The sequence below is a fragment of the Hyunsoonleella flava genome (assembly GCF_004310325.1).
Classification (GTDB): Bacteria; Bacteroidota; Bacteroidia; order Flavobacteriales; family Flavobacteriaceae; genus Jejuia; species Jejuia flava.
This window is the reverse complement of sequence record NZ_SIRT01000012.1, coordinates 39,025-60,678: the sequence shown is the minus strand read 5'-3', so window position 1 is coordinate 60,678 and position 21,654 is coordinate 39,025. Positions and strand designations below refer to the sequence as shown.

Genomic DNA, 21,654 nt, shown 5'->3' with positions numbered 1-21,654 from the left:
TACAGAATTTGTTATTTAAGTGTATTTTTGTGCATCTTTAACTCGTATTCTTTAAATTTTAAGAATGAATTATTTTTCCTCAGATTTTAAATTAGGCATCCTTGGTGGTGGGCAATTGGGTAAAATGCTACTTTACAACACGCGTAAGTTTGATATTTACACTTGCGTGTTGGAATCTAGTAAGGAAGCTCCTTGTAAGACGGCCTGTGATGAATTTCATTTAGGTGATTTAATGGATTATGATGCGGTTTTTAACTTTGGAAAAAACGTTGACGTGCTAACGATTGAAATTGAAAATGTAAACGTTGACGCGCTAGAAGCCTTGGAGAAAGAAGGTGTTAAAGTATATCCCGCTTCTAAAACCTTGCGCACCATTCAAAACAAAGCAAAGCAAAAACTGTTTTATATTGATAACGAATTACCAACGGCACCTTTTTCAAGGTTTGCTTATGTATCTGAAATTGAAGATGCCGTAAATAATGGTGGATTAGAATTGCCATTTGTCTGGAAAGCAGCACAATTTGGTTATGATGGCAATGGTGTAAAAGTTGTAAGACAGCTTTCGGATTTAGAAAATTTACCAAAAGGCGAATGTATTGCTGAGGAATTGGTGCCATTTAAAAATGAGCTTGCTGTAATTGTAGCTAGAAACCCATCGGGCGAAACCAAAACATTCCCTGTGGTAGAAATGGAATTTCATCCAGAAGCAAACCAAGTGGAATATGTGATTTGTCCTGCGAGAATTTCTGATCACGTTGCAAAAAAAGCTAGACAGGTTGCCTTAAACGTTTCTAAAGCCTTTAACCATGTTGGATTGTTGGCAGTTGAAATGTTTCAAACCGAAGATGATCAAATTTTAATAAATGAAGTAGCTCCCAGACCGCATAATTCTGGTCATCAAACCATAGAAGCAAGTTATACATCGCAATTTGAACAACATCTAAGGGCTATTTTAGACTTGCCTTTGGGAAGAACAGATAATAAAGTTGGTGGTGTGATGGTAAACCTAGTAGGTGCTGAAGGTTACACGGGCAATGTAGTTTACGAAAATATTGAAAACATCATGACTATGGATGGCGTAACCCCTCATATTTATGGAAAAAAGCAAACGCGCCCTTTCAGAAAAATGGGGCATGTTACCATTGTGAATGCCGATTTAGATGAAGCACGTCGTGTGGCAGAAGACGTGAAAAAATCTATTAAAGTAGTTAGTGAATAAATTTGTATCCTCGAGCATTATCGAAAACAAAAATATATTTTTGTTTGAAGATAGAGACGCAGTTTTCGAGGGGTCTTTTTGTATTTTAAATTGATAATATTAGGTCTCGACTGCGCTCGACCTAACATAATAAAAAATCTATGGGTAAAGTAGGCGTAATTATGGGAAGTAAAAGTGATCTTCCCGTGATGCAAGATGCGATAGACATCTTAAAAGGTTTTGATATTGAAGTAGAAGTTGATATTGTATCAGCACACCGTACTCCAGAAAAATTATTCGATTACGGAAAGCATGCACATACCAATGGTTTTAAGGTAATTATAGCCGGAGCTGGTGGTGCGGCGCACTTACCCGGAATGATTGCTTCGCTGTCTCCGCTTCCTGTTATAGGTGTCCCAGTAAAGAGCAGCAATTCTATTGATGGCTGGGATTCTGTCTTGTCCATTCTACAAATGCCTGGTGGTGTTCCTGTAGCTACTGTTGCCTTAAACGGAGCAAAGAATGCAGGGATTTTGGCTGCTCAAATTATAGGGTCGCACGATTCATGTGTACTGGATAAAGTAGTGGCTTACAAAGAGGGCTTAAAGCTTAAAGTACACGAATCTGCTAAGGATTTAAAATAGAGAAACCCCGACAATTAAGCCGAGGTTTCATTAGCTATTAACAATAATTCTTACGAGTTAAATCGTTAACTCCTTTGAAAAATCTGCGCGAAAATATAAATAATTTACTGTGCGTGCATAATAAAATTGAATTTTAACATTTTTTTACCAAACAATGATTGAATACTCATCGATAAACGGTTTCAACACACCATACAATACCCCTCCGTTTTCTAAAATAAATAACGAAGATTATCTGTCAGCCTTTAAAGAAGCAATTATTGAAGCTAAAGCTGAAATTGATACTATTGTAAATAATGTAGCATCACCAACATTTGAAAATACAATTGAAGCCTTAGAGTTTTCAGGGGAAAAGTTAGATAGAATCTCTAGTATTTTCTTTAATATAAATTCTGCTGAAACTAATGAAACCATTCAAAAAATTGCTCAGGAGGTGTCCCCTATGCTATCGGAGTTCAACAATGACATCACTTTAAATGAAGATTTGTTCAAAAAGGTTAAAACGGTTTATGATAGTAAGAACAAACTGGACTTAACCACAGAACAAGAAACCTTATTAGATAAAAAATATAAAAGTTTTTCAAGAAATGGTGCTAATCTGTCAGAAGATAAAAAAGAGCAACTTAGGGAGATTGATAAAAAATTAAGTAAACTAAAGCTGAAATTTGGCGAAAATGTATTAGCTGAAACTAACAAATTTGAAATGCTAATTACCAATGAAGCTGATTTATCTGGATTGCCCGATGGTTCTAGAGAAGCTGCAAAACAATTAGCGGAATCAAAAGGTAAAGAAGGTTGGTTGTTTACGCTGGATTATCCAAGCTATATACCGTTTTTAACCTATGCCGATAATAGAGAATTACGAAAAAAAATGTCTTTGGCAGCTGGTGCAAAAGGGTTTAAAGGAGACGATTTAGATAATCAAGCTATTGTACTCAACATAGTAAAACTGAGACATGAGCGTGCAAACTTATTGGGATATAAAACCCATGCACATTTTGTTTTAGAAGAACGTATGGCTGAAACGCCTGAAAACGTTCAAAAGTTTTTGAATGAATTGTTGGAGAAGGCAAAACCTGCGGCACAGCGCGAGTTTAAGAACTTGGGAAATTTCGCAAAAAATTTAGATGGCATAGAGCAACTTCAAAAATGGGATGGGGCTTACTATGCTGAAAAACTTAAACAAAAACTGTTCAGTTTGGATGACGAACTGTTAAAACCATATTTCAAACTTGAAAATGTGATAGATGGTTCATTTAAGATTGCTAACAAATTATTTGATCTTCATTTTGAAGAAATAGACACTATCGATAAATATCACGAGGATGTATTGACCTATAAAGTAACCGATTCCAAAGGTAATTTAGTATCTATTTTTTATGCTGATTATTTTCCAAGAGCAGGAAAACGAAATGGAGCGTGGATGACCGTTTACAAACCTCAATACGTTAAAAATGGAGAAAATAGCAGACCGCATATTTCTATAGTTTGCAATTTCACCAAGCCAACAAAAACCAAACCTTCGTTGTTGACATTTAATGAAGTCACAACGCTTTTCCATGAATTCGGACACGCTTTACATGGTATGTTGGCCAATACCACCTATCCCAGTTTATCGGGAACTAGCGTGTATTGGGATTTTGTGGAATTACCAAGTCAGGTGATGGAAAACTGGTGTTATGAAAAAGAAGCTCTAGAATTGTTTGCAACGCATTACGAAAGTGGAGACCTAATTCCTATGGATTTGGTTGAGAAAATAAAGGAATCAGCTACGTTTCACGAGGGTATGCAAACCTTACGCCAATTAAGTTTTGGGTTGTTGGATATGAGTTGGCATGCTGGCGAGTCGCCAGAGACCATTGAGAGCGTAAAAGCTCACGAATCTGAAGCATTTAAAAACACAAAACTATACCCTGATGTTCCTGAAAATTGTATGAGTACAGCTTTTGCACATATTTTTCAAGGCGGTTATTCTTCGGGATACTACAGTTATAAGTGGGCAGAGGTTTTAGACGCCGATGCTTTTGAGTATTTTAAGGAAAAAGGCATTTTCAACAAAATTGTTGCCGATAAATTTAAGGACAATGTGCTTTCTAAAGGTGGCACAGAAAATCCAATGACGCTTTACAAACGTTTTAGAGGTCAAGAACCAAAACCTGAAGCGTTGCTGAAGCGAGCGGGATTGTTGAAATAAATTGACAGGATTTTTCGTTTAGGTGTTTATGAAGTTTTTAAAACTGATTGGACACCTTTTCTTTTTTATTTTTTCTAACATTACTAACTCAAGTTGGCGGAATAATTTGGTTGTTGAGTATATGGTTTTCAAAACTTCTACAAAAGAAAAAGCGTTTTGTCTTTCCTCTGATATATTTAGTATGTAATCTTTTATTAGTTGAACCCATTGCAAAAGTTTTTGGCAGAGAGGCTTTACCTGTTTTTAATTCTGAACTAAGACCAAGAAATCTAGTCTATCCTTTACTATTTAGAAATTATGTGAACCCTGTACTCAAAATTAAACTAGAAGATTCTGCTCACGCTTTATTTACATCTCATCATATCAGTATCACCTATCTAGATGCCAATTTCCCCTTTTTTGATAGCTTTCCGCTACTGCCCCATCTTAGTCATAATGATGGGAAAAAGATAGATATTTCATTTATGTATTTAGATAGTGATAAAAAAACTTCAAACAAAAAACCATCAATTTCTGGCTATGGAGTTTTTGTAGATTCAGACAAGAACCCAACAAGCAACAGATGCTTATCACAAGGATATTGGCAATATGACTTTTCAAAATATTTAACTTTTGGAACTATTAATAAATTAGAATTTGATACAACAGGGACCAGAACTTTAATTCTAAACCTACTATCCAAACCTTCCGTTAAGAAAATATTTATCGAACCCCATCTTAAAGAATCGCTTGGTTTATCTGACCAAGGTAAAATTCGCTTTCATGGCTGTCATGCAATAAGGCACGATGATCATATCCATTTAGAAATCAAATAAACTTTCATAAATTATTGAAAGTTTAGAAATTATTTATATCTTTGTATAAGAAATCAAAATTATAAGATTGTGGAATATCAAGAAGCCAAAGAAAAATTTATTAGCACATGGGGTAGTTTAGGCTCAATGTGGGGCATAAATAAGGCTATGGCCCAAATCCAATCTTTACTTTTTATTTCTACAAAACCTCTGTCCATGGAAGAGATTATGGATGAATTGAAGATTTCGCGCGGTAATACAAGTATGAATTTACGCCAACTTATGGATTGGGGAATTGTAACCAAAGAACTAGTTCCTGGTGAACGCAAAGAGTTTTTTACCACTGAAAAAGATGTACAAGAATTGGCGAGACATATAGCTAAGGAACGCAGCAGAAGAGAAATAAAACCCGTAATAAAGGTGCTAAAAGAAGTTTCTAGCATTCAGGACGACGGAACAGCAAAAACAAAGGAGCTTATAAAGCAAACAAAAGCATTGCATGATCTGGCAGACGCTGCTGATTCATTATTAAATAAAATAGCAACACAAGAGCAAAACTGGATTACTAAATCTTTGTTGAAATTATTTAAATAAAAAAATTTAAGATATACTTTCAATATTTTCTGAAAGTTTAAAATAATTGAAAAATGAACTATAATGTCATTTCTTATATCATTTACATCCCAACTATATTCTATATAATGATTTATGTTGGGTGGTTATTTTATCATCATGGAGAAAAATTCCTTCTTAACTTATTTCATAATAACAAATCGTTGGTTAAAAGTATTAACAATTTATTGCTACTAGGTTACTATCTCGTCAATCTCGGTTACGCCATAATTACCATAGCCTCTTGGGAAGTTGTCGAGTCCATTCCTGACATGCTTAATACTTTAAACCATCGTTTGGGAATTATAATTGTTGGCCTTGCCGTTTTGCATTACAACAATGTCTTATGCCTTACCTATCTCGTAAAATCAAAATCATTAAAACAATAAATCATGGAAAACTCAAAAATCATTTTCGCTTATCTCATCTATTTACCAATAGTAATTGCATTAACTATTTATGTTTCAAAAATGCTATTCAAAAATGGCAAACTATTTATGGTAGATATTTTTAAAGGAAAAGAAGATATAGCTATTGCAACTAACAAGTTATTCGAAATAGGATTTTATCTTATAAATATTGGGTGGGCGATGCTAATTCTTAAAATATCGTATTACAGTATAAATGAAATGAGCTATCAAACACTTATAGAAATACTAAGCAAAAAAATTGGCGGATTTTCAATCTATTTGGGAATAATGCTATTCATCAATTTATTCTTCTTTTTTAGAGGAAGGCGAATTTCCAGAAAATCCTTAAGAACTAATAATGAAGTATAATTGAATACATATGAAGACGATACTAATTGCAGGAGGAACAGGGTTTTTGGGAAAAATCCTTGAAGACTATTTCTCAAAGAAAGAATTTACAGTTAAAATATTGACCAGAAATCCTAAAAAAGAAAATCATATTTTTTGGAATGCTAAAGATATTGGAACTTGGACAAGAGCACTTGAAAAAATTGACGTGCTTATAAATCTTACTGGGAAGTCTGTAGATTGCAGATATACCAAAGAAAACAAAAAACTAATTTATGATTCTCGAATAGACGCTACGCATTTACTTGGTTTGGCTATTAATTTATGTGATAACCCACCCAAAGTTTGGATTAACTCATCAACTGCAACTATTTACAGGCATTCCCTTGATAAAGAAATGTGTGAAAAAAATAGTGAAGTTGGTGATGATTTTTCAATGAACATTGCAAAAGCATGGGAAAACACGTTTAACTCAATACCAAACCCCAAAACAAGGAAAATTATTTTAAGAACCTCAATTGTACTTGGAAAAAAAGGTGGTGCACTAATTCCTTTAAAAAATCTAACAAGGTTTGGACTTGGTGGTTATCAAGGAAGTGGAAACCAAAAAGTAAGTTGGATTCATGAATTAGATTTTGCACGCTCAGTAGACTTTCTAATAGAGAATAAACAACTATCGGGTATATTCAATCTATGTGTACCAAAACCAACAAGTAACACAAACTTAATGCAAGCATTAAGAAGAGCTCTCGGTATTCCGTTTGGAATAAATCATTCTAAGCTGCTATTAGAAATAGGCGCAAAAATAATAGGTACAGAAACAGAACTTATTCTCAAAAGCAGAAATGTAATTCCAAAAAAACTATTAGAAAATGGATTCAATTTTAAATATACAAATATTGAAAATGCATTACTTAACCTCATTAAAAACTAAGCAGAATGACATTTCTAAGAGCATATTGGAAAAACCTGATTCTTATAAATTATGAAATACCTCAAGAGCTATTGCTACCTTATCTTCCAAAAGGCACTGTATTAGATTTCTATAATGGTAAATGCTATGTAAGCTTGGTAGGTTTTATGTTTCAGGACACTAAAGTTCTAGGTTTAAAACTTTTTAATCATGTTAATTTTGAAGAAGTTAACCTTCGATTCTATGTAAAAAGAAATAACAAAAGGGGTGTAGTTTTTATTAAAGAGATTGTGCCTAAACCGCTTATAACCTTTATTGCCAACTCCATTTACAAGGAGCATTACCAAACGCTTGAAATGCAACATCGTTGGACGTATGGAGAAAAAACAAAAAACTTTGAATACCAATGGCTGATAAACGACACTTGGCAATCGATTGCTGTACAAACAGAAAAAAACCTATCACCTATTCCCAAAAACTCCATTGAAGAATTTATTACTGAACACTATTTTGGATACACAAAACATGGTAATACAACCTTTGAGTATGAAGTAGAACACCTGCGATGGCAACAGTTAAAAGTAAAACGTTTTGAAATTCATATGGACTTCGAAAACACTTATGAAAGTGATTTTAAATTCCTTAACCAATCAAAACCTGAATCTGTAATTCTTGCTACTGGTTCCAAGATTTGTGTTAAGAGCAAAAAAAAGATTTGACCAGCGCTTAACGAAGGCCGAGATTTTAGTTTTCTTTCATACTTTAACTCTTGAATTTATCAGAAAAATTAGCGAAATTCGTTTAGCAGCCGGTATAGTTTATTAAAACCAGGCAATATATCTACATTGGTAAACATTTCTTCATAATTCAATGAAAATATTTGAAACACAGCGGTTAATACTTAGAGAGTTAAAAATTGAAGATATATCTTCATTATTTCAAATATTGAATGATAAGGATACAATGAGTTATTATCCTTCTACCTATGACATTTCTGGTGTAACAAAATGGATTGAAAAAAACATGAATAGTTATAGAGAAAATGGCTTTGGCCTTTGGGCTGTTTTACTTAAGAAAAACAATCAGTTTATCGGTCAATGTGGGATTAGTCTACAAAATATTAATGGGAAGATAGTCCCAGAAATTGGTTATCATATAAACAAAAATTTCTGGAATAATGGATATGCCACCGAATCTGCAAAAGCATGCCTTGAATTTGGATTCAAAAATTTAAGATTAGATGAAATCTTCATTCATACTTATATAAAGAATATTGCTTCTCAAAGGATTGCAGAAAAAATTGGAATGACAAAATTATATGAATACGAAAAACTACTAATCGCACATAATGTTAAATGGAATCATGTGGTCTACAGTAAAAAGTGTTAGCCACAACGTTTATAACTAAAAAATAAGGCAACCATTTCGTTTACATTTATATAAATCAAAATTTTAGCTTATTTTTGAGTTTCCAAAAAAAGAGCTATACGAATGCCCGATCATAAAATTGATCCTAATAAGTGGATTGACCTTTATTCTGACTACCTTTTTAACTACACTATAACACGTGTAAGTGATCGTGAGATTGCGCAAGATTTGGTACAGGAAACTTTTTTGGCTGGGTTAAAGTCTATGAAAAACTTTAAGGGAGAAGCGAGCGAGCGTACGTGGCTTATCTCTATTTTAAAGCGAAAAATAATTGACCATTATCGTAAAATTAACTCTAATAAAGGTAAGGCCGAAGTTAGAATTAATTATAATGATGCTGAAAGTGAAGGCGATTGGCTAGAGGAACGTGTTGCAGATCCGTTTGACAAAACTGCGGAAGACACCTTGCAAAATAATGAGTTGGGAGACGCCATACACAATTGCTTAGGCAAGTTGCCCCAGAAGCAAGCCGATGTTTTTAAAATGAAAACCATTTTAAATTATGAAACTGAAGTTATTTGTAATGAACTAGGTATAACTGCGTCTAACCTTTGGGTAATTATCCATAGAGCGAGAACTGCCATGGCGGATTGCCTTAAAACAAATTGGTTTTAGTTATGAGTAAGTTTAAAATTTTAATGCCTTGTGACGAAGCAAATCATACCTGTGACAAAACACAGTATAATGATGCAACGCTATGGGAAAAAATTAAACTAAACATCCATTTAATATATTGTAGAGCTTGCAGAAAGTACACTGCAAACAATAGCAAGCTTACAAAAACCATAAAAAAAGCTGATGTTGAGTGCTTGGATACCTCTACTAAAGCTGAAATGAAAAAAGAGTTTGATAGAGTATTGAACGAAGTTTCTAACTAAGAAACAACCTAAACAGGAGCCATAATATTGGTACGCCTTCAACCCAAAACGCACTGTAATATTTATCTTGTTCTATTTTAGAAAACAGTACTAAAACTGCTGTAATTACTAAGGTTATAAAAAGGGAAAAGATACTTTTATCAGTTATTTCATCCTTTAAAAACTCCAATAAAAACATCATCAAAGCCAAAGCTATTCCAATATACTTGGTGTTCTTTACTCCAATTTTCTGAGGGATCGTGGAAAGCTTCAAGCTATCAAATTTTAAATCCCTAATTTCAAACGGCAACATTAAAACTATTACAAAAATGAACCTCTGAAAGGCAGTTATTAGCACGTCATCGTTTATTGACAGGCCATTGCTTAAAATGGGTAAAAAAACCGTAACGCCACACCATACTAAGGCTATAACATACACCTTTAAACCGCCTATACTCCTCAAGTTATGCTGCTTATCTACAAAAATTCGTTTTGGTAAAAATGGAACCGCATAAAAGAAGGTAATCAGTCCAAAAACTAATATGTACATTAAAATCTTGGTTGGCAGTTGCAAACCGTAACAGCACATTAAAACAAAACATACCAAAGAAAATATTTGAATAGCTTTTAACCAAGTTGCTAAACTTCGATGATGAAATTTTGCGAGTCCAAAATACTTCACAAAATTATAACCGGTAATTGTAGCGTAAAACACAAAATACAACACCGGCTTATCATATGAAATACCAAACTCAACAAGAGTTAAATACGTAAGCGCATATACAGCCAGTGCCACATGTATACTGCTATTGATGTAAAAATTGAAGAGTTGTTTTAAGACGCTCATTCTGTAAAAATAGACAATGTGTTAATAATTGCACCAGATGGTTAAAAACTTTCCCTTTTCTTCAATAAAAGCTTTCTAATATTCACTAATTTTGCAAATTATGTAATAAATTTTGCTTGAAATGAACACAAATGCTTTCGCTTTGCGCCATATAGGTCCTCGAGAAGAAGATCAAAAACTAATGTTAGAAGCCTTAGGTTTAAACGCTTTAGATGAATTAATCTCTGAAACTATTCCCGATGATATTCGTCTTAAAACAGACCTAAATCTGGATGAGCCAATGTCTGAATATGACTATTTATTACATATCCATGAGTTATCTAAAAAGAACAAAGCACGAAAAACATATATTGGTTTAGGCTACCATCCAACGGTAATGCCAGCGGTAATCCAAAGAAACATTTTAGAAAACCCAGGATGGTATACAGCTTACACACCCTATCAAGCCGAAATTGCCCAGGGCAGATTGGAAGCGCTGTTAAACTTTCAAACTATGGTAACGGACCTAACGGGCATGGAGATTGCAAACGCCTCTCTTCTTGATGAAAGTACTGCAGCAGCAGAAGCCATGAGTCTTTTATTTTCGGTTAGAAGCAGACCCCAGAAGAAAGCGGGCATAAACAAGTTTTTTGTGTCTGAAAACATTTTGCCTCAAACCTTATCCTTGTTACAAACTAGATCTACGCCTATTGGTATAGAGTTGGTTATTGGCAAAGAAGAGGACTTTAGTTTTTCTTCAGATTTTTTCGGGGCTATACTCCAATATCCTGGAAAGCATGGGCAAATTACCGATATAAAATCCTTTATAGAAAAAGCAAATGAAGCTGAAATAAAAGTTGCCGTTGCAGCCGATATTTTAAGTTTGGTAAAGCTAGAAGCTCCTGGAAAATTTGGAACTGATGTTGTTGTAGGGACAACGCAACGTTTTGGTATCCCGATGGGGTACGGAGGCCCTCATTCTGCTTATTTTGCTACTAAAAAAGCATATAAGCGTGATATTCCTGGTCGTATTATAGGCGTTACCAAAGATACTGATGGCAATCGTGCTTTACGAATGGCATTGCAAACTCGCGAGCAGCACATTAAAAGGGATAGAGCAACCTCAAATATCTGTACAGCACAGGTATTGCTTGCTGTAATGGCAAGCATGTATGTTGTATACCATGGCCCTAGAGGTTTAAGTTTTATTGCGAACCAGATACATAATAAAGCATCAAAAGTTGCTCAAGTTCTTCAATCATTGGGCTACAACCAAACCAATACTTCCTTTTTTGATACGCTTCAAATCAAAACAAATTCAAAGAAAATTAAGAAAGTAGCTTCAGATAAAAAGGTGAATCTTTGGTACCCTGATAAAGAAACCGTTACAATTTCTATCAACGAAACAACTTCCATTAGGGATATTAACTACCTAATTTCAATTTTTGCTGAAGCAGCCCAAAAGGAAACTATAGAGATTTTGGAGGTTTCACCAGCCAACAATATCGATGCATCGTTAGCTAGAACATCAGAATTTTTAACTCTGGATGTATTTAATACATATCACTCAGAAACAGAATTGATGCGTTATATTAAGTCTTTAGAACGTAAAGATTTAGCGTTGAATCATTCTATGATATCCTTAGGCTCTTGCACCATGAAACTAAATGCAGCTTCTGAAATGTTACCTCTGAGCATCTTTAAATGGGCAAACATTCATCCTTTTGTACCATTAAAACAGGCCAAAGGCTATTTAGAGGTTTTAAAAGCATTAGAAGATCAGCTCACAGAAATTACTGGTTTTGCCGCTACATCATTACAACCAAATTCTGGGGCTCAAGGTGAATTTGCTGGACTTATGGTCATAAAGGCATATCATGAATCTCGCGGAGACCATCATAGAAATATATGTTTAATCCCATCTTCCGCTCATGGCACAAATCCAGCTAGTGCAGTAATGGCAGGCATGAAAGTGGTAGTTACTAAGTCCACAGAAGAAGGTAATATAGATGTTGAAGATTTACGTGAAAAGGCAGAACTTCACAAAGCGAATTTAGCAGCTTTGATGGTAACCTATCCTTCTACTCACGGTGTTTATGAATCGGCTATTAAAAAAATCACACAAATTGTTCATGATAATGGCGGACAAGTATATATGGACGGTGCAAATATGAATGCCCAAGTAGGTTTAACAAACCCAGGGAATATCGGTGCAGATGTGTGTCATTTAAACCTTCATAAAACATTTGCTATTCCACATGGCGGTGGCGGCCCTGGTGTTGGCCCTATTTGTGTTGCAAAACAACTGGCACCTTTTTTACCAGGAAACCCTGTAATTAAAACAGGAGGAAAAGATGCCATAACCGCTATTTCGGCTGCACCATATGGATCCGCTTTGGCTTGCTTAATTTCGTACGGATATATTAAAATGCTTGGAGCATCTGGCTTAACCGAATCTACCAAAATTGCTATTTTAAATGCTAATTATATCAAGCACAGGTTAGATGGGTATTACAATACCTTGTATTCTGGCGAACGCGGTAGAGCAGCTCATGAAATGATAATAGATTGTCGCCCTTTTAAAGAAAAGGGAATTGAGGTTACCGATATTGCGAAACGTTTAATGGATTATGGTTTCCATGCCCCAACTGTGTCTTTTCCTGTTGCAGGAACTATGATGATTGAGCCAACAGAAAGTGAAAGCAAAGAAGAAATGGACCGTTTCTGCGATGCCATGATATCTATTAAGAATGAAATAGATGCTGTTTCTGTTGATGAACCTAATAATGTACTAAAAAATGCACCACATACTCAAGACATGGTAACTTCTGACGAATGGTACTTTCCGTATACTAGAGAAAAGGCCGCTTTTCCTCTAGGATATATACGCTCAAACAAATTTTGGCCATCTGTAAGACGTGTTGACGATGCCTATGGCGATAGGAATTTGATTTGTACCTGTGCACCAATTGAAGACTTTATTGAAGCTTAAAATGTTATTTGAACATCGTAAATTATTTCAGAAATAAATCGCAACTATTGTAAAACAAACTATATTGCTTTTGGTTGAATAATTAAAAGTAATTTTTCTTTCTATGAATATTAAAATCACTGGTACAGGAAGCTATATTCCTTCTAATGTTGAGAAAAACGAAAGTTTCCATAATCACGAGTTTTTAAACACCGATGGCTCTCAAATTAATGCTCCTAATGAAGTAATTGTTGAAAAATTCAAATCTATAACCGGTATCTCTGAACGTCGTTATGCTAAAGACCATTTAGACTCTTCTGATTTAGGTTCGTTTGCAGCTGAAAAAGCTATTGAAGATGCCAATATCGACCCAGAAACTATTGACTATATTATAGTTGCCCATAATTTTGGAGACGTAAAACATAACACTATTCAAAGTGATATGCTCCCTTCCTTAGCTTCTCGCATTAAGCATAGCTTGCGTATTAAAAACCCAAAATGTGTGGCTTACGATTTGTTATTTGGCTGCCCAGGCTGGGTGGAAGGTGTTATACAAGCCAAAGCATTTATAAAAGCTGGAATGGCAAAACGGTGTTTAGTTATAGGCACAGAAACCTTATCACGTGTAGTTGACAAACACGATAGGGATGCCATGATTTTTTCTGATGGTGCTGGTGCTACAATTGTTGAGGAAACCGATGAAGAAGGTGGTATACTTGCACATGAAACCGCAAGTTTCACCTATGATGAGGCCTATTTTTTATTCTTTGGAAACTCCAATAATCCCGAACTGGATAAGGACACGCGCTATATTAAAATGGATGGTAGAAAAATCTACGAATTCGCTTTAATGAACGTACCAAAAGCTATGAAAACCTGTTTGGATAACAGTGGCGTTGACATTAAAGATGTTAAGAAAATTTTCATCCATCAGGCCAATGAAAAAATGGACGAAGCCATCTTGAAACGTTTTTACAGACTTTATAGAACAGAAATTCCAGAGCATGTAATGCCAATGAGCATTCAAAAGTTAGGAAATAGTTCTGTCGCAACAGTTCCAACACTCTTTGATTTGGTAAAAAACAAACAATTGGCACCCCATGAGTTGAACAAAGGTGATGTAGTTATTTTTGCCAGTGTTGGTGCTGGAATGCATATTAATGCTATTGTTTATCAATACTAATAATGTACGAACACACCTATCCCAGCAAGCGTTTCAAGCATACCATAGAATTTTTGCAGAAGCATGTTTCAACATCTGAAACTATTTTAGATTTAGGCGTTGTAAACCCCTTTTCTGAAATAATGGAACAACATGGATATTCTGTTGAAAACACAAAAGGTGAGGATTTAGATATAGATACTTCTAACATTGAAAAATCTAAAGCTGAAGTTGTTACTGCTTTCGAAATTTTTGAGCACTTACTATCACCATTTACTGTTTTAAAAACCATAAAGGCCGATAAATTGGTTGCAAGTGTTCCTCTTAAACTTTGGTTTTCTTCTGCTTACAGAAGCAAAACAGACATGTTAGACAGACATTACCATGAATTTGAAGATTGGCAATTTGATTGGCTGTTAGAAAAAACTGGATGGAAAATTATTGACAGCGAAAAATGGACCAATCCAACAAAAAAGATTGGTATTCGTCCTATTCTAAGGTGGTTCACGCCAAGGTATTATATTGTTTACGCTGAAAAAGTTTAAACTTTGAATTTCTACATCGTCATACCCGCACACAATGAAGCAGATTCTATAGGTCTTACGCTATATTCATTGTCGCAACAAACCTTAAAACCTAAACAAATTATCGTAGTTAATGATAATTCTACAGACAAAACAGAGTCTGTTGTTGATGGTTATGCACAAAAACACAGTTTTATTTCGCTTGTCAATATAAAATCCTCAGATGAACACCTACCTGGTTCAAAAATCATCAATGCGTTTTATAAAGGTTATGAGGTTTTAGATAAGGAATATGATGTTATCTGTAAATTTGATGCGGATCTAATTTTCCCTGATAATTACCTAGAACAATTAGATCTTCATTTCAAAGGAGATAAAACTTTAGGTATGGCTTCTGGGTTCTGCTACATAGAAAAGGATGGGAAATGGGTGCTAGAGAACTTAACAAGGAAAGACCATATTAGAGGTGCTCTAAAGGCCTATAGAAAAGACTGTTTTCTGCAAATTGGAAAATTAAAACCATCCATGGGTTGGGATACTGTTGATGAATTATTAGCACAGTATTATGGTTGGAAAATTAAAACCGACGAAACATTACAAGTAAAACATTTAAAACCTACCGGTATTAGTTATAACAACGCATCAAAAAATCTTCAAGGTGAAGCTATGTATAAGATGCGCTATGGTTTCTTAATTTCTCTGATTTCAGCCGTAAAACTGAGTCTTAAAAAACAAAAAATTGGATTATTCAAAAACTACATGGGTGGTTATTTTGAAGCCAAAAAAAATAAACTAGAATTTTTAGTTACCGAAGATGAAGGCAAATTTATCCGGAAATTGCGCTGGAAAGGCATGTTAGGTAAACTAAAATTTTAAATATTTAAACCTTGTATTCTTATTCCAAAACAAATTCCAAGGGTTGTCCGATCGCAAAATTTGGGAAGCCAATTCCCAATAAAGCAGAAATGGTTGGAGCAATATCGCTAATCTCAGTTTTTTTATAGGTATGTCCTTTCTTGATGCCTTTTCCAAAAAACAATAAAGGCACGTGTGTATCATAATTTAGTCCACTACCGTGTGTAGAACCTGTCTTCCCATAGCTGATGTAGGCTGGATCGTTTACTAAAATGACATCACCCGAACGCTTTTGATTAAACCCTTTTTGCAATAATGCCTCAATACCTTCTGTAAAGTCAACAGAACCCATTGTGTTAGCAGTATAAGCTTTTGAAATATGCGGGTAAGTAATTTGCTCATTTACCACAGCGTTTTGTATAGCATTCAAATCTAAATCAAGAGCCTTTATCATTGCTCTATTTAAGAAAATTTGATTGTTACTAATGTCCTCAACAATATCGGTAGTACCGTATTTATCCATTAAAAACTTTTGAAACAATGCTTTTCGTTCATTGTTATCTAAATATCCAGCTGGAATTTTAGCAGACTGTAAATACGCAGGTACATCAACTGCACCATGATCGGCAGTTAAGAAAACCACATACTCGCCTTTGCCAACTTTTTCATCCAATGCCAAAAGAAAACGCTCTAAATCTTTATCCAAACGGATATAAGTGTCTTCAATTTCTTTTGAATTTACCCCAAACTTATGCCCTACATAATCAGTACTTGAGAAACTTACAGTCAAAACATCTGTTATATTATCGCTTCCTAAATGCTCTCCATCAATTGCCGCCAAAGCAAAATCGGTAGTTAAACTATTCCCAAATGGTGTTGCTTTTAAAATATTAAACCCATTATTTTTCTTTTTTAAAGCGTCTAAATCGTAGGGAAAAGTAGCGGTTTCTTTCCCTTTAAAAGTGCCTTCAAAGTTATTTAAGTCGCTACCACTTTCGGTATAAGTCTCAATATCATAAAGCGTATTCCATACTTTAAAATAAGATTTTGCCTTATTAGAATTATTAAAGTCATTCACCCATTTAGGTAACTCATTCATATAAAATGTACTGGATATCCAATACCCTTCTTTACCTCCTTGAAACCAGTACGCTGCATTTGCCGAATGACCAGCAGGTAATATTGCACCCCGATCTTTTATAGAGATACCAATAGTTTTACCTCGCATTTGGGTAAATAATCTGTTTTCATCAGCAAAAGTTGTAGTTAACATGCGGTGAGGAGACATTTGTCCGGAGGCTGCTTTTGTGCCTACTGAATTATAGGTTGTATCCCCAGCACAATACACTATTTTCTTTATATCCTTATCATACCAATGGTTGCCAATAATGCCATGGTATTTTGGTGTAGTTCCAGTAAAAATTGAGGCATGCCCAGGTCCTGTATAGGTTGGCACATAATTAAAATGATTGTTTTTGCAATTGTAGCCTTCATTCATCAAACGCTTAAATCCCCCTTCACCATATTTACTTTCAAAACGGGTTAAATAATCATAACGCATTTGATCTACAACTATGCCCACAACCAGTTTAGGACGTTCCTCTTGTGCAGTTATTGACAGACTAAAAGTAAAGACTAATAAAAAGGCAACAAAATATCTCATTATATTCAAAATTTATTGTTTTCAAAAATACGCATATTAAAGCATCATTATTTAAAATTAAGGTTAAATACCCCTAAGTTTTTTTTAATTTAGCACTTACAATATTACATATGACATACCTGCATAATATAGGAGCATATTTTTTAATGATTGCTGAGATGTTTCGCAAACCAACAAAATGGTCTGTGATGCGTCAATTAATTTTAAAAGACATAGACGATCTCATCATTGGTTCCTTGGGTATTATAGCGTTCATCTCTTTTTTCGTAGGAGGTGTAATTACCATACAAACGGCTCTAAACATCGACAACCCTCTAATCCCCAAATACTTAGTGGGTTTCGCCACAAGGCAGTCCGTAATTTTAGAATTTGCACCTACGTTTACTTCTATAATTATGGCGGGTAAAGTAGGGTCTTTCATTACCTCTAGTATTGGTACTATGCGCGTTACTGAACAAATAGACGCTTTGGAAGTCATGGGTATTAACTCCCTTAATTATTTGGTCTTTCCAAAAACTATAGCCTTAATGCTGTACCCTTTTGCGATTGCTGTTGGTATGTTTTTAGGAATTTTGGGAGGAATGGCAGCATGTGTGTTTGGAGGCTACTCTACTCTTGCAGATTATATTCTGGGTATCCAGACTGATTTTGACTCCTTTCATGTTATTTATGCGTTTATAAAAACCTTTGTATTTGCCTTTGTTTTGGCTACCATACCTTCGTTTTATGGTTACTATATGAGAGGCGGTGCTCTAGAGGTGGGTAAAGCTAGTACCACTGCATTTGTGTGGACGAGTGTAGTTATCATATTGCTAAATTATGTTATAACCGGAATGCTATTAGGCTAATGATTGAAGTTAAAGATTTACATAAATCGTTTGGAGATGCCCATATTTTAAAAGGTATTACAACCTCTTTTGATAAGGGAAAAACCAATCTTATCATTGGGCAAAGTGGCTCAGGAAAAACTGTTTTTTTAAAATGTTTACTCGGACTCTTTGAATATGAAGCTGGAACCATCTCCTATGATGGTAAAATTTTTTCAAACCTTTCTGAAAGTGAAAAGCGCGATTTACGTGCTGAAATAGGAATGGTATTTCAAGGAAGTGCATTGTTTGATTCTATGACCATTGCCGAAAATGTGATGTTTCCACTTCAAATGTTTACGAAAATGAGTAAAAGCGAAATGGAAGACAGAGCAGATTTTGTGCTAAAACGGGTAAATCTTCCTGAAGCTCACAATAAAATGCCAAGTGAAGCATCTGGTGGGATGCAAAAACGTGTGGCTATCGCCAGAGCTATAGTTAACAATCCGAAGTATTTATTTTGCGATGAACCCAATTCTGGCTTAGACCCGAAAACAGCGATTGTAATTGATAACTTGATTCAAGAAATCACAGACGAATATCAAATTACAACTGTAATCAATTCACATGATATGAATTCTGTAATGGAAATAGGTGAAAAAATTGTTTTCCTAAAAAACGGATTAAAAGCTTGGGAAGGCTCCAATAAAACTATTTTTAAAACGGATAACGCATCTGTAACCGACTTTGTGTATTCTTCAAACCTATTTAAAAAAGTGCGCAAAATGTATATTGAGGAAAACGAATAATTCCTTTCTATGCGCTACAATTGAAAATTACTTCAAGATTAAAATACTATCTGTTTTTAACTCCTTAATTAACCAACTTTTTAGGTCTTTTTCTTTTTTAAGTTTAGTACTATCTGGAAGATTTTTATTCCATTTTAAGTTTACAACAGAGATGGTATCAATATTTATAAAATCTTTTGAAGATAGCATTTTTGAATATCCAAAATATTCTAAATCTTTAAATCTCACCTTAGCATCGCGCGAAAGATTGGTAAACGACATTTCATTTCCATTACTATTGGCCTCTACCTGCTGATTTAAATTGGTAATATTTTCCTGCAATTCGGTTATTTGTTTTTGCAAACCTGCTATAATATTATCCTTATTATCTAAATCTTTTATTGCTCTGTCATAGGCTTCAGATATTTTATCAAAGCTTCTATTCTTATTCCCTTTGATGTTTAAAGTGAAATCTTTAATTTTTTCATAGTTCTTTATTTCATTAGTTAAATCAGCAATGGTTGCCTCTGTTACTTCACCGTTAAAATAAAGAGTAATTGACTTCTCCTCCCATGCAGGAGTCCCTTTTTGAAGCCATAACTCATTATTAGATTCTACTTCAGTTTTTAAAAAGTTATTATAATCGCTCTCAAAACCACTTTGTTGAATAAATTTCACAAAGGTCCAAATTGCGGGTGCCATTACCAAAATAGCTGTAATCGAAGCTAATCTTGCTATACGCTTACGTTTTTTGGAATTGGCATACCTTAACATTGGGAAACGTAAAATCTTCAATACCAAAAATGTGGCGAGGGCAATAAAAATGGTATTAATAGTAAAAAGATACATAGCACCGATAAAATAATCCCAGTTATGCGCCAAACCATAACCAGCCGTACAAAGCGGCGGCATTAACGCCGTAGCAATAGCCACACCAAAAATTACCGATGCAATAGTTCCTTTCTTAGTACGAGCAATTATTAGAGCTGCACCACCAAAAAACGCAATGAGCACGTCTCTCACATCTGGTTTTGTTCTACCAAACAGCTCGTTGGTCATAATATCTGCAGTAGGAAAAAATTTAAAGAATAGAAATGCGGCAAGTAAACTTAAAACTATCATGGTAGCTAAGTTTATCATCGATTTTTTTAAGGTATCTATATCGTTTATAGCTATGGAAAGCCCCACTCCTAAGATAGGTCCCATTAAAGGAGAAATTAACATGGCACCGATTACCACAGCAGTAGAATCGGCATTTAAACCTATTGATGCAACAAATATAGAACAAACCAAAATCCAAGCCGTAGCACCTTTAAAGGGGATATCATTTTTTATAGCTTCTATAGTTGCAGCCCTATCCGTATCATCCCTAAAATCTAAAAGTTCACTTAAAAACTTTGAAATACTGGCATACAATCCCTGAGCATCTTTTTTTACATTTTCTTTGGATTGCTCTACGTTTTGTTCTTTTTGATTTGCTTCTTCCTCTTCAGAGAAATTGAATTTACTTTCTTCCATTGTAACTAAATTGCCTCATTGCTTACGAATATAATATAATTTAGAATACAATGTACTTAAGCTCTAGCCATATTGCTCCCCGAATTTATCTTTTACTTTTTGAAGTGTTTTCTTGATATCTTGCTCTTTAGCCTTTGGGTAAATTAATAAAACCTCGTCCTTATCAACGATGATAAAATCACTTAAACTATCGACAACAACAATTTTATCATTTTTGGTGCGAATCATATTTCCTGAGGAATTTTCCTCAAGCGTGCGTGCATTAACCACCGCATTGCCAGATTCATTTTTATCTAGCTTATCATATAAACTACCCCACGTACCTAAATCATTCCAATCAAATTCGGCAGCAATAACGAAGACATTTTGAGACTTTTCCATTATGGCATAATCCACCGAAATATTTTCTGCCTTTGAGTAATTTTCTTTAATAAAGTCGCTCTCAGCAGCTGTATTATATGCAGAAACTCCATTTTCAAATAAAGAATACAAATCGGGCTGATTATTTTTAAACGCATTAACAGCACTTTTCACGCTCCACATAAAAATACCAGCATTCCACAAGAAATTACCTTGAGCTATAAACTCCTTGGCAGTTTCATAATCCGGTTTTTCCCTAAATTGGTTTACAGGTTTAACGATATTTCCTGAGGATTTATCAAATTCTATATAACCATATCCAGTATTAGGAAATGTAGGCTGAATACCTAGAGTCATTAATGCATCGTTTTCTTCACAAAAATCAAAGGCGTCCTTAACGTTTTTAGAAAAGGTAGCTTCGTCTTCAATCCAATGGTCACTTGGCGCCACAATCATAACGGCGTCAGGGTTTTCTTTTTGAATTTTTAAAGAAGCATATAAAATACAAGGCGCAGTATTACGCATTGCAGGTTCCAAAACTACTTGTCGTTGCTCTACTTCAGGCAATTGTTCTAAAACCAAATCGTTATATCGCTCATTGGTTAAAATCAATATATTTTCCTTTGGGATAAGGTGAGCCAAACGCTGAAATGTTTTTTGAATTAAAGTGTCCCCAGTTCCCAGCATATCATGGAACTGTTTCGGGTAATCCTGTGTACTTACAGGCCAAAATCTTGATCCTACTCCTCCTGCCATCAATATGGCGTAATAATTCTTATTCAT

At 34.6% G+C, this 21,654-nt stretch carries 22 protein-coding genes; 18 read left to right on the top strand and 4 right to left on the bottom strand.

The window, feature by feature from the left end:
• Positions 1 to 64: 64 nt before the first annotated feature.
• The 12 genes from EYD45_RS13115 to EYD45_RS13060 all read left to right on the top strand — a co-directional run bounded on the left by EYD45_RS13115 (position 65) and on the right by EYD45_RS13060 (position 9,419).
• The gene (locus EYD45_RS13115; protein ID WP_130965017.1) at positions 65 to 1,219 is read left to right on the top strand and encodes a 5-(carboxyamino)imidazole ribonucleotide synthase; all 1,155 of its coding nucleotides are present in this window, start codon (positions 65 to 67) and stop codon (positions 1,217 to 1,219) included.
• Between the two features lie 140 nt (positions 1,220 to 1,359).
• A complete protein-coding gene (gene purE, locus EYD45_RS13110) occupies positions 1,360 to 1,842 on the top strand; it encodes a 5-(carboxyamino)imidazole ribonucleotide mutase (protein ID WP_130965016.1) in 483 nt (160 codons plus the stop codon).
• Between the two features lie 154 nt (positions 1,843 to 1,996).
• Complete coding sequence (locus EYD45_RS13105) at positions 1,997 to 4,036, top strand: M3 family metallopeptidase (protein WP_130965015.1); 2,040 nt, start codon at positions 1,997 to 1,999, stop codon at positions 4,034 to 4,036.
• A 113-nt stretch (positions 4,037 to 4,149) separates the two neighbouring features.
• Positions 4,150 to 4,851 (top strand): hypothetical protein, encoded by a 702-nt coding sequence (locus tag EYD45_RS13100; RefSeq protein WP_233702648.1) that lies wholly within the window; start codon positions 4,150 to 4,152, stop codon positions 4,849 to 4,851.
• A 69-nt stretch (positions 4,852 to 4,920) separates the two neighbouring features.
• The gene (locus tag EYD45_RS13095; RefSeq protein ID WP_130965014.1) at positions 4,921 to 5,424 is read left to right on the top strand and encodes a GbsR/MarR family transcriptional regulator; all 504 of its coding nucleotides are present in this window, start codon (positions 4,921 to 4,923) and stop codon (positions 5,422 to 5,424) included.
• 53 nt (positions 5,425 to 5,477) lie between these two features.
• The gene (locus EYD45_RS13090) at positions 5,478 to 5,831 is read left to right on the top strand and encodes a hypothetical protein (protein ID WP_130965013.1); all 354 of its coding nucleotides are present in this window, start codon (positions 5,478 to 5,480) and stop codon (positions 5,829 to 5,831) included.
• Between the two features lie 3 nt (positions 5,832 to 5,834).
• A complete protein-coding gene (locus EYD45_RS13085) occupies positions 5,835 to 6,221 on the top strand; it encodes a hypothetical protein (protein WP_130965012.1) in 387 nt (128 codons plus the stop codon).
• Between the two features lie 10 nt (positions 6,222 to 6,231).
• Complete coding sequence (locus tag EYD45_RS13080; RefSeq protein ID WP_130965011.1) at positions 6,232 to 7,134, top strand: TIGR01777 family oxidoreductase; 903 nt, start codon at positions 6,232 to 6,234, stop codon at positions 7,132 to 7,134.
• A 5-nt stretch (positions 7,135 to 7,139) separates the two neighbouring features.
• On the top strand, positions 7,140 to 7,832 hold the full coding sequence (locus tag EYD45_RS13075; RefSeq protein WP_130965010.1) for a YqjF family protein: 693 nt from the start codon (positions 7,140 to 7,142) through the stop codon (positions 7,830 to 7,832).
• A 151-nt stretch (positions 7,833 to 7,983) separates the two neighbouring features.
• Positions 7,984 to 8,502 carry a GNAT family N-acetyltransferase gene (locus EYD45_RS13070; RefSeq protein ID WP_130965009.1) on the top strand — a complete coding sequence of 173 codons (519 nt, stop codon included), beginning with the start codon at positions 7,984 to 7,986 and terminating at the stop codon, positions 8,500 to 8,502.
• A 102-nt stretch (positions 8,503 to 8,604) separates the two neighbouring features.
• Positions 8,605 to 9,156 carry a sigma-70 family RNA polymerase sigma factor gene (locus EYD45_RS13065; protein ID WP_130965008.1) on the top strand — a complete coding sequence of 184 codons (552 nt, stop codon included), beginning with the start codon at positions 8,605 to 8,607 and terminating at the stop codon, positions 9,154 to 9,156.
• A 2-nt stretch (positions 9,157 to 9,158) separates the two neighbouring features.
• A complete protein-coding gene (locus tag EYD45_RS13060) occupies positions 9,159 to 9,419 on the top strand; it encodes a hypothetical protein (protein WP_130965007.1) in 261 nt (86 codons plus the stop codon).
• Here the strand turns inward: EYD45_RS13060 and EYD45_RS13055 are convergent.
• On the bottom strand, positions 9,412 to 10,245 hold the full coding sequence (locus EYD45_RS13055; RefSeq protein WP_130965006.1) for a UbiA prenyltransferase family protein: 834 nt from the start codon (positions 10,243 to 10,245) through the stop codon (positions 9,412 to 9,414). The genes EYD45_RS13060 and EYD45_RS13055 overlap by 8 nt on opposite strands.
• 121 nt (positions 10,246 to 10,366) lie before the next feature.
• Here EYD45_RS13055 and gcvP point away from each other — a divergent pair, with 121 nt between their 5' ends.
• From gcvP to EYD45_RS13035, 4 genes are all read left to right on the top strand, one after another.
• Positions 10,367 to 13,216, top strand: coding sequence for an aminomethyl-transferring glycine dehydrogenase (gene gcvP / locus EYD45_RS13050; RefSeq protein ID WP_130965005.1), 2,850 nt, complete (start codon positions 10,367 to 10,369; stop codon positions 13,214 to 13,216).
• A 103-nt stretch (positions 13,217 to 13,319) separates the two neighbouring features.
• The gene (locus EYD45_RS13045; RefSeq protein ID WP_130965004.1) at positions 13,320 to 14,378 is read left to right on the top strand and encodes a 3-oxoacyl-ACP synthase III family protein; all 1,059 of its coding nucleotides are present in this window, start codon (positions 13,320 to 13,322) and stop codon (positions 14,376 to 14,378) included.
• 2 nt (positions 14,379 to 14,380) lie between these two features.
• Positions 14,381 to 14,902 carry a methyltransferase gene (locus tag EYD45_RS13040; protein ID WP_130965003.1) on the top strand — a complete coding sequence of 174 codons (522 nt, stop codon included), beginning with the start codon at positions 14,381 to 14,383 and terminating at the stop codon, positions 14,900 to 14,902.
• A 3-nt stretch (positions 14,903 to 14,905) separates the two neighbouring features.
• Positions 14,906 to 15,757, top strand: coding sequence for a glycosyltransferase family 2 protein (locus EYD45_RS13035; protein ID WP_130965002.1), 852 nt, complete (start codon positions 14,906 to 14,908; stop codon positions 15,755 to 15,757).
• 19 nt (positions 15,758 to 15,776) lie between these two features.
• Here the strand turns inward: EYD45_RS13035 and pafA are convergent, their stop codons facing one another.
• Positions 15,777 to 17,399, bottom strand: coding sequence for an alkaline phosphatase PafA (gene pafA / locus EYD45_RS13030; protein WP_130965001.1), 1,623 nt, complete (start codon positions 17,397 to 17,399; stop codon positions 15,777 to 15,779).
• A gap of 110 nt (positions 17,400 to 17,509) precedes the next feature.
• On the opposite strand from pafA, the gene EYD45_RS13025 reads away from it, so the two are divergent.
• Together EYD45_RS13025 and EYD45_RS13020 are read left to right on the top strand one after the other, a co-directional pair.
• Positions 17,510 to 18,247 (top strand): MlaE family ABC transporter permease, encoded by a 738-nt coding sequence (locus EYD45_RS13025; protein ID WP_165453936.1) that lies wholly within the window; start codon positions 17,510 to 17,512, stop codon positions 18,245 to 18,247.
• Positions 18,247 to 19,014, top strand: coding sequence for an ABC transporter ATP-binding protein (locus EYD45_RS13020; RefSeq protein ID WP_130964999.1), 768 nt, complete (start codon positions 18,247 to 18,249; stop codon positions 19,012 to 19,014). The genes EYD45_RS13025 and EYD45_RS13020 overlap by 1 nt, the downstream gene beginning before the upstream one ends.
• Before the next feature lie 27 nt (positions 19,015 to 19,041).
• Here the strand turns inward: EYD45_RS13020 and EYD45_RS13015 are convergent, their stop codons facing one another.
• Together EYD45_RS13015 and EYD45_RS13010 are read right to left on the bottom strand one after the other, a co-directional pair.
• Complete coding sequence (locus EYD45_RS13015) at positions 19,042 to 20,511, bottom strand: DUF389 domain-containing protein (protein WP_130964998.1); 1,470 nt, start codon at positions 20,509 to 20,511, stop codon at positions 19,042 to 19,044.
• 63 nt (positions 20,512 to 20,574) lie between these two features.
• The gene (locus tag EYD45_RS13010; RefSeq protein ID WP_130964997.1) at positions 20,575 to 21,654 is read right to left on the bottom strand and encodes a mannose-1-phosphate guanylyltransferase; all 1,080 of its coding nucleotides are present in this window, start codon (positions 21,652 to 21,654) and stop codon (positions 20,575 to 20,577) included.